This is a genomic window from Pseudomonas sp. MF5691 (genome assembly GCF_016405645.1).
Classification (GTDB): domain Bacteria; phylum Pseudomonadota; class Gammaproteobacteria; order Pseudomonadales; family Pseudomonadaceae; genus Aquipseudomonas; species Aquipseudomonas shahriarae.
On the sequence record NZ_JAEKDC010000019.1, the window covers coordinates 60137 to 73562 of the forward strand.

The 13426-nt window shown below is 60.5% G+C and carries 13 protein-coding genes and 1 tRNA gene; 9 read left to right on the forward strand and 5 right to left on the reverse strand.

The genetic code is table 11. The features are described 5' to 3' along the window. From JFT44_RS22450 to JFT44_RS22465, 4 genes are all read left to right on the forward strand, one after another. Positions 1-723 carry a phage tail protein gene (locus JFT44_RS22450; RefSeq protein WP_198831192.1) on the forward strand — a complete coding sequence of 241 codons (723 nt, stop codon included), beginning with the start codon at positions 1-3 and terminating at the stop codon, positions 721-723. Positions 724-725: 2 nt separating this feature from the next. Further along, positions 726-1091: a phage tail protein gene (locus JFT44_RS22455; protein WP_198831193.1), complete on the forward strand. Its 366-nt coding sequence runs from the start codon at positions 726-728 to the stop codon at positions 1089-1091. Positions 1092-1154: 63 nt separating this feature from the next. Further along, positions 1155-1688 carry a glycoside hydrolase family 19 protein gene (locus tag JFT44_RS22460; protein WP_198831194.1) on the forward strand — a complete coding sequence of 178 codons (534 nt, stop codon included), beginning with the start codon at positions 1155-1157 and terminating at the stop codon, positions 1686-1688. After that, positions 1685-2236 (forward strand): lysis system i-spanin subunit Rz, encoded by a 552-nt coding sequence (locus JFT44_RS22465; protein WP_198831195.1) that lies wholly within the window; start codon positions 1685-1687, stop codon positions 2234-2236. The genes JFT44_RS22460 and JFT44_RS22465 overlap by 4 nt, the downstream gene beginning before the upstream one ends. Here JFT44_RS22465 and JFT44_RS22470 read toward each other — a convergent pair. The 4 genes from JFT44_RS22470 to JFT44_RS22485 all read right to left on the reverse strand — a co-directional run bounded on the left by JFT44_RS22470 (position 2184) and on the right by JFT44_RS22485 (position 5040). Further along, positions 2184-2537 carry a hypothetical protein gene (locus tag JFT44_RS22470; protein ID WP_198831196.1) on the reverse strand — a complete coding sequence of 118 codons (354 nt, stop codon included), beginning with the start codon at positions 2535-2537 and terminating at the stop codon, positions 2184-2186. The two genes, JFT44_RS22465 and JFT44_RS22470, sit on opposite strands and share 53 nt — an antisense overlap. Before the next feature lie 207 nt (positions 2538-2744). Next, positions 2745-2831: transfer RNA gene (locus JFT44_RS22475), tRNA-Leu, on the reverse strand. 361 nt (positions 2832-3192) lie between these two features. Beyond that, positions 3193-3804 (reverse strand): TetR/AcrR family transcriptional regulator, encoded by a 612-nt coding sequence (locus tag JFT44_RS22480; RefSeq protein ID WP_057959520.1) that lies wholly within the window; start codon positions 3802-3804, stop codon positions 3193-3195. A 15-nt stretch (positions 3805-3819) separates the two neighbouring features. Continuing rightward, positions 3820-5040: a multidrug effflux MFS transporter gene (locus JFT44_RS22485; RefSeq protein WP_186626182.1), complete on the reverse strand. Its 1221-nt coding sequence runs from the start codon at positions 5038-5040 to the stop codon at positions 3820-3822. A gap of 252 nt (positions 5041-5292) precedes the next feature. Here JFT44_RS22485 and JFT44_RS22490 point away from each other — a divergent pair, with 252 nt between their 5' ends. From JFT44_RS22490 to JFT44_RS22510, 5 genes are all read left to right on the forward strand, one after another. Continuing rightward, the gene (locus JFT44_RS22490; RefSeq protein WP_057959522.1) at positions 5293-7347 is read left to right on the forward strand and encodes a TonB-dependent receptor; all 2055 of its coding nucleotides are present in this window, start codon (positions 5293-5295) and stop codon (positions 7345-7347) included. 168 nt (positions 7348-7515) lie between these two features. Then, positions 7516-8730 (forward strand): EAL domain-containing protein, encoded by a 1215-nt coding sequence (locus tag JFT44_RS22495; RefSeq protein WP_057959523.1) that lies wholly within the window; start codon positions 7516-7518, stop codon positions 8728-8730. Between the two features lie 71 nt (positions 8731-8801). Then, positions 8802-9281 (forward strand): VOC family protein, encoded by a 480-nt coding sequence (locus JFT44_RS22500; protein ID WP_057441868.1) that lies wholly within the window; start codon positions 8802-8804, stop codon positions 9279-9281. A 54-nt stretch (positions 9282-9335) separates the two neighbouring features. After that, on the forward strand, positions 9336-9899 hold the full coding sequence (locus tag JFT44_RS22505) for a nucleotidyltransferase family protein (RefSeq protein WP_057441870.1): 564 nt from the start codon (positions 9336-9338) through the stop codon (positions 9897-9899). 191 nt (positions 9900-10090) lie between these two features. Beyond that, on the forward strand, positions 10091-11218 hold the full coding sequence (locus JFT44_RS22510; protein ID WP_057959524.1) for a GGDEF domain-containing protein: 1128 nt from the start codon (positions 10091-10093) through the stop codon (positions 11216-11218). A gap of 3 nt (positions 11219-11221) precedes the next feature. Here JFT44_RS22510 and JFT44_RS22515 read toward each other — a convergent pair whose 3' ends face one another. After that, a complete protein-coding gene (locus JFT44_RS22515) occupies positions 11222-13408 on the reverse strand; it encodes a response regulator (protein WP_057959525.1) in 2187 nt (728 codons plus the stop codon). Between the last annotated feature and the right edge of the window lie 18 nt (positions 13409-13426).

Sequence of the window (13426 nt, forward strand, 5' to 3'; positions counted from 1 at the left end):
ATGGCTTCTTGGTTTTCAGAAGGGACGGTGAGCGTGCAGAACGGGAGCCCGACAGTAACGGGCGTCGGTACCAAGTTCTCGAACTGCCGTTCCGGGGATATGTTTGTTGGTCCTGATCAGGGCATCTATCAAGTGATCAACCCTGCGAGCGATACGTCTCTTTCCATTTCGCCGGCGTACCGTGGGGCGGCTGTTGGCGGCGCCGGTTATGGGATCGTGCCCGTCAATGGCTACCCTAAAGCCCTGGCCGACGCAGTGAATCAGATGGTTCAGCAGTGGGGCGCGACTCTCGCCGGGTTGGGTGATGTATCTGCCCAGGACATCGTGCCGGTGACCATGGGCGGAACAGGCGCAACCTCTGCACCTGGCGCGCGTACTACGCTCGGCCTGGGTACAGCTGCAACTCTGAATGCTGGTTCTGTAACAGGAAATCTGATGCTGATAGGGGATCGCGCCTCGCCCCTTGTGAACAATACCAACACATACGGCAACTCGTTCCAGATCTGGAACTCCACCGAGACCTATGGCGCGCCAGAGGCCGGATCGTTCGGCACCATTATCAATAGTGCGTGGCCCGGCGGGACTTATGGCACACAGATCTTTATGTCCGTAACCGGTCGTATGTGGTTCCGGGCTGGGGACTACGCTACCGCCCCGATACGTGAGGTCTACCACACCGGCAATACCACCCGTGCCGCCGACGGCACATTGAAGGCGATCTGACCATGGCAAGAGCAGCAATCAACGTACTCGGCGCCACCGGCGCGACCTATGACTTTGTGACGAATGGCTCGGGCGCCGTGGCGTCATCCCGTGAGGCGACCGGCGTCTATCGCATCACCGGCTGCCTGGGCATGGTTCCATTTCCGCCGGCTGATGAAGGCTGGGGCTACACAGTGAACCAGGTTGACGCCAGGGCCGATGTAGAAACTGATTTTGCCGACGGCCTGCTGACCGTGACGGTTACCAAAGACGGCAAGCCGTACGACCTGAAGCACATGATCACGCTGCACATCCTGGTGCCCGACGCGCTCACGGTTGAGATGCCAGAAAGCCTGGCTGCCGAGGTTGAGCCGGTCACCGAGCAGTAGATCAGCCCAAATGCCCGCAACACCTGGCCGCCTTGAGCGGTTTTTTTTCGCCTGGAGAAAAGCATGCCGATCACAGAGCAGCAGTTGCTGCAGATCCTCCCGAACGCCGGCCGCCAAGCCGGCGTTTTCGTTTCTGCGTTAAACACGGCGATGAATCGCCATGCCATTATCGGCGCGCTGCGTGTTGCCGCCTTCATCGCTCAGCTCGGGCATGAGTCGGGCCAGTTGCGGTGGGTGCGTGAGATTTGGGGGCCCACGGCGCAGCAGGCCGGCTACGAAGGCCGCGCCGATCTGGGCAACACCGTGGCGGGTGATGGCTTCAAGTTCCGTGGACGGGGCCTGATCCAGATCACGGGTCGGGCCAATTACGCGGCGTGCGGCGAGGCCTTGGGCCTGGACCTGATCAACCAGCCAGCGCTGCTGGAACTGCCGCAGAACGCCGCGATGTCGGCGGCTTGGTTCTGGTCGACCCGTGGGCTGAACACCCTGGCGGACCAGAAGGGCTTCACGAAGATCACCCGGCGCATCAATGGTGGGCTCAATGGCCAGGCTGACCGCCAGGCGCTGTATGACAAAGCGCTGCAGGTGCTGGCATGACGTCGGTTCAAAAGCTGGTCGGGTTAGCGGTGCTGATCCTGGTGCTGATGGCCGGTGCCGCCGGGGCGGCGTGGCAGGTCCAAGACTGGCGCATGGGCAATAAGCTCGCCGAGCAGGCCGGGCTGCACCAGGCGGACCTGGACACAATCAGCAATGCAGCGGCTGCGCAGGCCCGTACAGAGCAGGGCAAGCGCCTGGCCACCGAGCAGCAGCTCGCCACCCAAGACCAACAACACACCCGAGAACTTTCCGATGCTCAACGTAACCAGGTCCTGCTGCGCGACCGCCTTGCTACTGCTGATGTGCGGCTGTCAGTCCTTCTCGACGCCACGGATTCAGCCAGTGGCTGCAACGTGCCTGCCACCTCCGGCGCCGTCGGCGTGGTTCATGGAGACCAGAGAGCCCAACTTAACCCAGCGCATGCTCAACGAATTGTCGCCATCACCGATGCCGGCGACCAAGGATTGATCGCGCTTCGGGCTTGCCAGGCGTATGTCAGGGCAATTGCTCCTGCTTCCGCTCCTGCAGCAGGCGCTGGTTCTCCCTGAACAGGTAGTCGCACTGGCTGGAAACAAGCGACAAGCTGCGCACCTTGGTCCCTAGCACCGTTGTTTCCTCTTGCAGCCTGGCTATCTCCTCGAGCGCCTTCCTTAGCGATTCCTCCGCCTGAGCTTTGCCGGTGGCCAGATCGTCGCTCAGTTGGACCAGGCCGTGCACATTCGCCCGGGCCTTGCGCAACTGGTGGTAGAGGGTGCTGATCTCATCCTCCAGCAGAGAGCAGTGGTGCTTGTGCATTTCGAGAGGCGTGGGGCATCCCAGCCACTCGCAGGTGTTTTCATCGATGTTCATGGTGGGTCAATCCGAATGCTGTATGTGCATACAGTAATCGAGGTTTGCAGGTTGTGCGATGTGAGGCGACGAGCTGTAGGGGATTTTGGTTTGGTGTTCGGTCGGCAGGACGCCGGGGAAAGGATAATTGCGGAACAGCTTATAAAATTGCGGAACAGAAAAGATAAGGGCCTGCATGAAGTTCATCATGCAAGCCCTTGATATCTATGGTGCCCGAACCCGGAATCGAACCGGGACGCCCTTACGAGCGGGGGATTTTAAGTCCCATGCGTCTACCAGTTTCGCCATTCGGGCGGCAGCGCGATGAAGCTGCTCAAGGGGGCGTTGTCGAACAACGCGCTTGAGCGGTACAGCAGGCTAGGGAATATATAGATCCAGGCACCTTGGCGCAAGTTTGCATGCGCTCTTTTTCTGCTGGAATGCGTGCGCCAGCTTTGAAAAAAAGCCCGCCATATCAGTGATCTACATTTTCCTGGGCGGGCATGCGACTCGGCGGCACGTCACCACGGCGGGCACTCCACCGGCCTTGTAGTCGCTGTTTAACACATGGCATTGCGATCACCTATGTTTAGAACATTCGATTCGGGAAGTGGCCTGGGCGTCATTCCGATGAGAACCAAAACGGAACTTGAATCTGCCAAGGCCGTTCAGGTATTTACCCCCGTAGCCGAAGAATAATCTCATCGTAACCCACCGCCCGCGACAACCGTTGCAGCGCCTCCAGACGGCGTGCGTAGGCCGGCGCATCACCGTAGGTCAGTTCTACATGCAGGCTGTCGATCATCACCAGGTAAGCCTCTGCCAACACTTGCATGGCCTGTTCGTCTACGTCCGGATAGGCCTTAAGCAGCGCCTGTTGGAAATGGCCGCGGATCGTCGCCATATAGTCATTGAACCCGGACATGACCACGTCCCTCAGCGGCGTCGGCGGGTAGAACGCGGCCCGTAACAAGAACCGCAGGGATTGATTGGCGCTGTGGCGGCGTTGCAGGTTGTTGATATAGACCTCGCCGGGGGCCTTGATCGACCGCGAGTTCCTGGCAAATTGGCTTTGCACGTAATCGAGCTCGGCCCGTAGGGCGAGTTCGAGTGCGACCACGTAGAGCGCGTCCTTGCTCGCAAAGTGGGCGTATAGCGAAGCCTTCTTGATGCCTGCGCGAACGGCGATGTCATTCAGTGAGGCGGCGTCGTAACCATGCTCGGCAAATTGCTCCACGGCCAGTTGTGCGATGCGTTCGGCGGCCGAGGTCAGGATGGTGGATGTCATGGTGCTGCTCCTTGATCAGTGCCCGGTCAGGTCATAGGTTTGCCCAGCACCCCGGGGGAGGCTGGTGGTGGTCAGCAGGCAAGTCAGCAACGCGCTGGCCAGCAGCAACGCGGCCCAAGCTACTGGTCCATAGGTCAGCGCCAAGGCCGAGATCGGCGTCGCACTGGCGGAGATCGACAGTTGAAATGCCCCCAACAGTGCGGCGGTGGAGCCCAGCGCGCGTTTTCGCGAGGACATTACCAGCGACATTAGCGTGGACTCCGCGATGCCCAGGCCAAACAGGGCAACCGCCATGCCCGCCACTATACCGGGCAGGCTCAGGAGGGTAACGCTGGAAACCAGGGCGATTGCCGAGCCACCCGCCATGCACGACACGCCAATCAAGGAAAGACGGTTCAAGCCAAGGCGGCTGACCAGTTTCCCGGCGCTCATGGCCCCGATCAGGATGGCCACGCCCGTGACGCCGAACAGCATGCCAAACGCTTGCGGGCTCAGGCCATAGGTTTGCTGATACACCAGGGTTGCACCGCCGATGTAGGCAAACAGAAAGAAGAACACCGCGGCCACGGCGAGGGTCGGGCGCAGGAAGTGCGGGTCCCTGGCGATGGTCAGGTAAGTCCGGCACGCCGCGCCCAGGCGCAGCGGTTCCCGTTGGCTGGGGGCCAGGGTTTCCGGCAGCGACAGCCAACTGTTGCCGAGCACGGCCAGGCCAAACCCGGCGAGGACCAGCATCACCGCGCGCCATCCGTAATGGGTGTCGATAATCCCACCCAGTGCCGGGGCGAAGATGGGCGCAACCCCTTCGATGGTCATCAGCAACGCAAAGAGCTTGGTTGCGGCCACGCCTTCGCTGACATCCCGGACCATGCTCATGATCACCACCAGCGTCAGTGCGCTGCCAAGTCCCTGGACGAAACGCAGAGCGATCAATGTCTCAAGGGTCGGTGCCCACGCCGCGCCTAATGAGCACAGGGTAAACAACAGCAGGCCGGCCAGCAGGGGGCGGCGCCGGCCATAGGCATCGACGATGGGCCCGAAGATCAACTGGCCTGCACCCATGGCCAGGAGGAAGAACGTCAAGGTCAACTGCACGCTGGCGAAGCTGCTCTGATACTCGTGGGCAATCTGCGGGAGGCTCGACAAGTACATATCGACCGCCGACGGGCCGAGGGCGCCGATCAGTCCCAGACCAATAGCCAGCCTCAGGGGAACCCTGTGGGTGGGTTGCGAATTCATACAGCCTCCAACGTAAAAAAACTGCCTACCGGTCGGTAGGTTTTCGAATAATAACCACTGCTCCAGAAATGGTCAACGTACGGCAAACGTTCGGGGATATCAGCATCGTTACATGACACTAAATTCCACGAATGAGATGTGTTATCAATTGTATTTCTTTAACATCAAGATTGAATTAGACTCCCGCCGGCTGGGCACAAACAGCGTTCCGGGCACGAGAAAAAACAAAAAACAGGCGTAGGGGAGCAGGGCGTGAATTTAAAGAAAACGACAATGGCGGTGGGTTCGGCTATCTGCCTGTGCAACGGTGCGTGGGCCGCGGAACCGGCAAGCGCTCTGGAGATCGCGCCGATCACCGTCACCGGTGAAAAGATCAACCGCAGCTTGGAACAGACCCAGTCGAGCGTGGTGGTGGTGACCGACCAGCAACTGCGTGAAAAGCAGGACCGTGATCTGGTGGACGTATTTGCGCGTACGCCAGGTGTGTACAACCAGTCCGGCAATGAAAACTGGGGGATTCGCGGCGTGCCCGTATCCGGTTTCGATGATCAGGGCCCTGCCACGCTCAACGGTGCGGTGTCGGTCTTCGTCGATGGCGCCGTGCAACCGAATCGTGCCCTGACCCTCAGCCCGATGCCGCTGTGGGACGTCGACCAGGTCGAAGTGTTCCTCGGCCCGCAATCCACCACCCAGGGCCGCAACTCGCTGGCCGGCGCAGTGGTGATCCAGACCCGCAACCCAACGTTCGAGCCGAGTTTTTCCGCGCGCACCAACATGGGCACTTATGGCGAGCGCGGTGCAGCGGTGGCCGGTGGGGGCGCGTTGGTCGATGACAAGATCGCCGCGCGTATCGCCGTGGATTACCAGGACGGCGACGGCTACATCGACAACGTTGCCCTGCATGACGACGCCAACCCGACCCGTACCGGCAATGCCCGGGGCAAGCTACTGATCCTGCCCAACGACGATCTGGATGTGTTGCTGACCTACGCCCATGGCGAAAGCCGCAAGGGCGACAACGCTGCCATGCGCCAGAACGACAAGATCCGTTATTACAAGATCACGTCCAACACCAGGGCCTACGACAAGCTTGAGCAGGACACGCTCAGCGCCAAGGTGGACTATCGCCTGGACGACAACTGGTCGCTGACCAGCCTGACTGCCAATACTCGCTCCGATTACGACGCACGCCTGGATTTCGACCAGTCAGCCGACGCCAACGAGGTAGTGTTGCGCACCCAGGACGGCGACCTGTTCAGCCAGGAACTGCGCCTGAACTACAGTGGCGACACGCTGAAGAGTTTTGTCGGCGCCTACTACGGCCACAACACCAACAACTTCCACGACCGCCTGTTGTTCGACAACGTCCTGTTTGGTACCGCCAAGGGCGATACCACCGTTGAAAGCAAGGCCGTGTTCGGTGAAATCAACTGGACATTCGCCCCGCAGTGGACCTTGATCACCGGGCTGCGCTACGACCACGAAACCAACGACACCAACATCAAGCAGGACGATTTCTCCAGCCCTGGAAAAGTCAGCAAATCGTTTGATGCGCTCCTGCCGAAACTGGGCCTCGACTATGAGTTGGCTGCCAACCAATACCTTGGCGTGATGGTGCAGAAGGGCTATCGCGGTGGCGGCGTCAACGTCCGCGCCGGTGGCGGCCACGAGGGCTACGACCCGGAATACACCACCAATTACGAGCTGTCCTACCGTGGCTCGTTCTTCGACAAGACTCTGCGTACCCGCGCCAACCTGTACTACACCGACTGGAAAGACCAGCAGGTCAGTGTGCTGGAGCGCCACACCGATTTCGTCCAGGTGTTCAACGCCGGTAGCAGCGATATCAAGGGCTTGGAAGTGTTTGTCGAGAAAGACCTCGGCCAACAACTGACCCTGACGGCAGGCGGCTCGATCACTGCGGGCAAGTACAAGGACTTCGTGACCGGCGACGGCCGCAATATGAGCGGCGAGAGCTTCCTCAACTCGCCCAAGTACAAACTGTCCTTGGGCGGTACCTACCGCTGGAATGATCGCCTGACCCTGAACACCGACCTGGTGTATCAAAGCACCGCGCCCTCGGAATACAGGTTTGATACCGCAGGCAACGTCACGGGCGAGCGCCGGAGCGACAACTACTGGCTGATGAACTTCAACACCGAGTACAAAGTCAGCAAAAATATCGCGGTCTCCGGCTTCGTGAAAAACGCTTTTGACAAGGAATACATCACCAACAACCGCAGTGGCGATATCGTCGATGTAGGCGCACCGCGCACGGTGGGCCTGGCGTTGCGTTACGAGATGTAGGGCAGTGATGCGCAAATCAACTGAGGGAGCAGGTAAGCCAGCGCTCTCAGTTGATTTGCGACGTATTCAAACCATGGAGTTTTCGTTTTCCATTTAAGACTTTTCCTAAATACGCCGGTAGGAAGCGTGACGAGAATGGCCGTACTTCCCTGTCGTCTGTGATTTGTCATGTCCTTTCTACCAATTCGTGTTCTGGTCGTCGAAGAGCACCCCTTCAAGCAGCTCGTTGCCACTCAGGTCTTCAAGGACTCGGGGTGTGAGTGGGTGATGGGCGTGGCCGACGTGGCCGCGGCCCTGGAACTGCTCGACCGCACAGGGCCGGTGGATATCGTGCTGTGCACCCTTAAGGAGGAAGGACTGCAAGGGCTGACGACCCTCGAAGCACTCAGCCGCACCCGGTGGGTCAGGTCCATGATCATTTGCAGTAGCCATGCCCAGGATCTGCATGACGCCATCGAACGGATGCTCGGCCTGCTGGGGGTGAGTTTCCTGGGGTATGTCGATGCTCCGGTGCGAGCGGTGGCGATTGCGGCGCTGTTGACCCGATACCTGGAAACCACGGTCGCTGCCGGGCACCCCGTCTCTCGGCAGGCGCGCCATACCCGCGCGAGCAAAGCACGTTTGGAGCACGCTATTGCACGGGATGAGCTCAAGGCCTTTTTCCAGCCCAAGTTCAATCTGATGACCGGTAAAAGCGACAGTCTTGAAGTGCTGGCGCGCTGGGAACACCCTCAGTTTGGCGTGTTACCCCCGGCTGATTTCCTCGCCCCGGCAGGGCGTTTCGGTTTGATGGATGAACTGTTTTTCAGCCTGCTGGAACAGGCGTTGGCATTCCAGCAGACGGCTCAGGAACAGGGGCATGTGCTCTCTCTGGCGTTTAATCTGGAGGCCGGGCAACTGGCTTGTAAGTCCTTGCTCCCGCGTCTGTGCGCAGCGCTGGAGCGCTACGCCATCCATCCTTCGCGCCTGACCTTCGAAATCACTGAAAGCGGATTACTGCAGGTCTCGCCCGGGGTGCTGCAAACCTTGATTCGCTTGCGGATGATGGGCGCCGGCCTGTCCATTGATGATTTTGGTATCGGCTATTCGTCGTTGGAGCGCCTGTGCCAACTGCCTTTTACCGAAATCAAACTCGATGCCCGTTTCGCCCGCGACCTTGAAACCAGCAGCCGTAACCGTGCAGTGATCAGCAGCACCCTGGCATTGGCTCAAGCGCTGGATATGGCGGTGGTGGTCGAGGGCGTCGAGCACGAAAGCCAGCGCCAGGGCTTGCTCAAGCTCGGTTGCGAGCTGGGCCAGGGCTACCTCTGCGCGCGGCCCATGAGTGCCACGCGTGCGCTGGCCTGGCTGGGCATGAAGTCGGTGTCGTGCGGTACGCTTTGATTGCTCGTCACTGGGCCCGCTCACGGTAGGGCTAGACTGTAGCGGTCAATGGCCTTTTTTGGAGTATCCAGATGACCCACAAAAACACCATCTGCCTCTGGTTCGACGGCGCCGCCCTGGACGCTGCCAGGTTCTATGCCGCGACATTCCCGGACAGCAGCGTAGAGGCCGTACATACAGCCCCGGGTGACTATCCGGCGGGTAAGCAGGGCGATGTCCTGACCGTGGAATTCACCGTCATGGGCATCCCGTGCCTGGGCCTCAATGGCGGGCCGGGTATCCAGCACAACCAGGCGTTTTCATTCCAGGTCGCCACTGACGACCAAGCCGAGACGGATCGCCTGTGGCAGGCGATTGTCGGCAATGGTGGCGAGGAGGTTGCGTGCGGTTGGTGCCGGGACAAGTGGGGGCTTTCCTGGCAAATCACCCCGCGGGTGCTCACAGCGGCGATCACCGACCCCGATCCGGCCGCAGCCAAGCGTGCGTTCGAGGCGATGATGGGCATGGTGAAAATCGACATCGCGGCCATCGAGGCTGCGTTCAAGGGGTAACGAAACCCTGGTATAACCTTTGCCCTCAACACGAGCAATGGCAACGGACTGCACATGAGACTGACGACCCAGAGGCTGGTTGAGTTGGCGATGACCAACCCCATCAATGCTGAAATGACCGCGCGCCTGCCAGCCCTTGGCCTGGATCAATGCCTGCTGACGGCCGGTTGCCTGTTCCAGGCGGTGTGGAATCATCAGGCCGGTTTGAGCGCCGATTGGGGCGTGAAGGATTACGACGTGTTCTACTTCGATCCCGATCTGTCCTGGGAAGCCGAGAATGCGGTGATTGAGCGCGCCGCCGAACTTTTCCGCGACCTGCATGCGAACATTGAAGTGAAGAACCAGGCGCGTGTGCATCTCTGGTACCCGCAGCGGTTCGGCATGCCTTATCCCCAGTTGCACTCGGCCATGGATGGGGTGGATCGCTATTTGGTGGCGGGCACCTGCATCGCCTTGGCCGTAGACACGGGCGAAATTTATGCACCTTTCGGTTTGGCCGACATCGAACAGGGAATACTCCGGCTCAACCCCATCACCCCGCAGCCGGATCTGTTTCAGCAGAAGGCCAGAAGCTATCAGGCCCGCTGGTCGTGGCTCAGGATTGAAAACCCGCAGTAGCTGTCGACGCTGGGCGACGTGGCGTTGCAGCTCACAGTCATATCGCCATTGCCAGCAAGCTAGCTCCTACAGAGGCGCGATGGCTTTAACATGGGCGTTTACGCGGTATCTACAGCGGATTTCGCTGTTCTGGATACTGGCAGGGTGCCACAATGCCATTTTGTCGCGGCACTACTGATCAGGCGAATCAAATGAATGGCCTTGGGCGTGAGCAGGACCAGGATTTTTTCATCGAAGCGCAGGTGCGGACTGATTGCCTGCATCAGTTGTTTCGCCAATCCTTTTCTGCGGTTTTCGGCAGCTATCTGGCCGCCGGCATGTTGTGCTGGTTGTGTTGGGACCGCCTTGATCGCGACCTGATGATCGGCTGGCTGATCTTGCTGTCCGGCTCGTCGCTCCTGCGCTTTTTGATGTTTTTCCAGTATTTTCGCAGCCCCAGAAGTGAGCGCACGCCGCGCCGCTGGGAGCTCCATTATTGGCTTACGCTGGTGCTTTCTGCGGGGATCTGGGGCGCCGGTGCCCTTGCCATAATGCCCACCGATGACCGCTTGACCCAGGCGCTGGTCATCCTCTTTACCGTGGGGATGTCCGTCAGCGCGGTGTCGTGTTACTCGGCCTACCGCTACATGACCATGGTGTCCATGGCCCTGGTGCTGTTGCCGTGCACCCTGTGGTTGCTGTTTCAACCTTCCAAGATGCAAATGGGCATGGCTATCGCAGTGCTGGTGTTCTCATCCTTTGTCGTAGGCGCCTCACGGAAATTGTCCGAGGCCCTGGAGAAGGCCTTTCGCCTGACCCGCGAAATAGAGCGGGCCCACAGTATTTCCACGCGCGCTGCCGAGACCGACGAACTCACCGGGCTGATGAACCGCCGGGCGTTTTTCGAAAAGGCCCAGGTGCTGTATGACCAATGCAAACGCACTCGCCAGCCCCTGTGTGCGCTGATGCTGGACATGGATCACTTCAAGGCCATCAACGACACCTACGGCCACCAGACGGGTGACCGGGTGTTGCAGCAGATTGGCCAGGTGATCAGCGCCTCCTTTCGCCAGACGGATATCTATGGCCGCCTGGGGGGCGAGGAGTTTGCGGTGTTGTTGCCCGACACCACGCTTGAGGTAGCACGGGACATCGGCGAACAACTGATCCGCGCCATTGCCGATTTGACCATTGACCCGGTGCAGGTGTTGAGTGCGAGCCTGGGGGTGGCCTCGACGCTTGCCGTGGGCGACGACTTGCAGCACTTGATGAACACGGCCGACAAAGCCCTGTACCGCGCCAAGGCCTTGGGGCGCAACCAGGTGGTGGTCGCGTCCTAGGCTTCAGTCCTTGCCCATAGCCTTGGCCAGCACCCGTGAGACCTGGTCGGCGGAGTAGGGTTTGGCGAGAAACTCAAAGCCGTCATAACCGGACTTGGCCAGTTCCTCGCTGTAGCCGGAGGTGAGGATCACCGGCAGATCGGGCCGGCGCCGGCGCAACTCCCGGGCCAGCGCCACGCCACCGATGCCGGGCATCACCACGTCGGAGAACACCCCATCGAATGCCCGGGCATCCGGGCCGATCATTTCCAGGGCTTCTTCGGCATGGGTGGCCCACACTGTCTGGTAGCCCAGGTCCTGCAGAATCTGGTTGGCGAAGCGGCCCACTTCGAGGTTGTCCTCCACGATCAAGATGCGCCGTCGCCCGGCGTCCGGGGCCAGTTCAAGCGGCGTCTCGACCACGTTGTCGAGGATCGTCTCCGGCTCCACTTGCGGCAGGTACAGGGTAAACACGGTGCCCTGGCCGAGCACACTGGCGACATCGACATTGCCTCCCGACTGCTTGGCGAACCCGAATACCTGCGACAGCCCAAGCCCGGTGCCTTTGCCGACTTCCTTGGTGGTGAAGAACGGTTCGAAGATGCGTTCAAAGGTACTCGAGGCAATCCCGCTGCCGGTGTCCGCCAGGGAGATCGCGACGAAGGGTTTGCCGGAGCCGCCATGCCCGCGAATGCATGGCAACGGCTGGTCCCGGTCCAGGCGTAACACCAGCGTACCCTGGCCATTCATTGCATCCCGCGCGTTGAGGGCGATGTTGATCAGCGCGGTTTCAAACTGGCTGGAATCCGCGCAGACGTAACACGCCTGTTCCGGCAATTGGACGCGGACGTGAATCCGCGCACCGGTAAGCGTCTCCAGCATGTCGCCGATGTTTTGCACGCGCTGGCCCACATTGAACACTTGTGGGTTGAGCGGCTGGCGCCGGGCGAAGGCGAGCAATTGGCTGGTCAGCTTGCTGGCGCGTTCTACGGTATCGGTCACCGCACTCATGTATCGCTCGCGGCGCTCTTCGGGCAGGTTGGGCATGCGCAGGAAGTCCACCGACGAGCGGATGATTGTCAGCAGGTTGTTGAAGTCGTGGGCAACGCCGCCGGTCAACTGGCCAATGGCTTCGAGCTTCTGCGACTGGCGCAACGCCGCTTCAGTCTGGTTGAGCAGGGTGGTGCGCTCCATGACCCGTTGCTCCAGGGTCGCATTCAAATCGGCCAGCGCCGACAGGCCCTCACGCACAATGGCATCGGCCCGCACCCGTTCGATATGGGCCCAGGAGCGCTCCGTGACCTCACCCAGCAGCGCCAGGTCGTAGGAAGACCAGCGCCGCGGGACGCGGTCGTGAATGGCCATCAGCGCGGTCAGACGCCCGGACTTGATCAGCGGCATGCAAATCGTCGCCGTCACGCCAATGGCCTGGAAGGTCGCGGCCTCCTCGGGCGTCAGCTCCGTCAGGTTGTCATTGATGATCAACGGCTCGCCGGCCTGCAGGCGCTCGACCGCCAATTGGCCGAAGTCCGTCAGGCGATAATGCCCGACGATGCTGGGCGAGCCTTCTGCGGCCCAGTTGCCGCGGATGGTAAAACCGTCTTCGTCGGCCTCCATGTCGGCATAGGCGCAGTTGGACAGGTTCAGGTGGGTCGCCAGCACCCGCGTGGTGGCCGCCATGATCGCCGCCGGATCGGTGGCGTTGGCCACACCGAGGCTGATGGCATCCAGCACGGCCAGGCGGCGCGTCATAAACACCGTATTGGTGGTCTCGGTCACGGTGTCGAGCATCCCCACCACCTTGCCTGTGGAGTCGCGGATCGGGCTATAGCAGAACGTGAAATAAGCCTGTTCCGGCGCCGCGCCACGCTCGACGATCAGTGGGAAGTCTTCGATAAACGTTGCCTGGCCGTCGAATGCAGCATCGGCGATCGGGCGGATCTGGCTCCAGGCTTCCTGCCAGATCGTGCTGAAGGGTTGGCCCAGTGCCTCTGGTTTGTTGCCCAGCACCGGAATGAACGCGTCGTTATACAGCGTGATCAATTCGGGCCCCCACACCACCGCCTGAGGGAAACGGGAAGCAAGGCTCAGGGACACCGTGGTCTTGAGCACGTCCGGCCATTGCTCTATTGGCCCCAGGGGGGAGTTGGCCCAGTCATGGCGGCGAACCCGTTCGGCCATCTCACCGCCGCCTTGCAGCCAGTCTGTCATCGACTCAATACCTTGTTC

What these genes read in the sequence shown, in the direction of transcription:
- JFT44_RS22455 (WP_198831193.1), top strand. Translation starts at nt 726, where the DNA reads ATGGCAAGAGCAGCAATCAACGTACTCGGCGCCACCGGCGCGACCTAT.
- JFT44_RS22460 (WP_198831194.1), top strand. Translation starts at nt 1,155, where the DNA reads ATGCCGATCACAGAGCAGCAGTTGCTGCAGATCCTCCCGAACGCCGGC.
- JFT44_RS22485 (WP_186626182.1), bottom strand. Translation starts at nt 5,040, where the DNA reads ATGAATTCGCAACCCACCCACAGGGTTCCCCTGAGGCTGGCTATTGGT.
- JFT44_RS22515 (WP_057959525.1), bottom strand. Translation starts at nt 13,408, where the DNA reads ATGACAGACTGGCTGCAAGGCGGCGGTGAGATGGCCGAACGGGTTCGC.
- JFT44_RS22505 (WP_057441870.1), top strand. Translation starts at nt 9,336, where the DNA reads ATGAGACTGACGACCCAGAGGCTGGTTGAGTTGGCGATGACCAACCCC.
- JFT44_RS22465 (WP_198831195.1), top strand. Translation starts at nt 1,685, where the DNA reads ATGACGTCGGTTCAAAAGCTGGTCGGGTTAGCGGTGCTGATCCTGGTG.
- JFT44_RS22510 (WP_057959524.1), top strand. Translation starts at nt 10,091, where the DNA reads ATGAATGGCCTTGGGCGTGAGCAGGACCAGGATTTTTTCATCGAAGCG.
- JFT44_RS22480 (WP_057959520.1), bottom strand. Translation starts at nt 3,804, where the DNA reads ATGACATCCACCATCCTGACCTCGGCCGCCGAACGCATCGCACAACTG.
- JFT44_RS22450 (WP_198831192.1), top strand. Translation starts at nt 1, where the DNA reads ATGGCTTCTTGGTTTTCAGAAGGGACGGTGAGCGTGCAGAACGGGAGC.
- JFT44_RS22500 (WP_057441868.1), top strand. Translation starts at nt 8,802, where the DNA reads ATGACCCACAAAAACACCATCTGCCTCTGGTTCGACGGCGCCGCCCTG.
- JFT44_RS22495 (WP_057959523.1), top strand. Translation starts at nt 7,516, where the DNA reads ATGTCCTTTCTACCAATTCGTGTTCTGGTCGTCGAAGAGCACCCCTTC.
- JFT44_RS22470 (WP_198831196.1), bottom strand. Translation starts at nt 2,537, where the DNA reads ATGAACATCGATGAAAACACCTGCGAGTGGCTGGGATGCCCCACGCCT.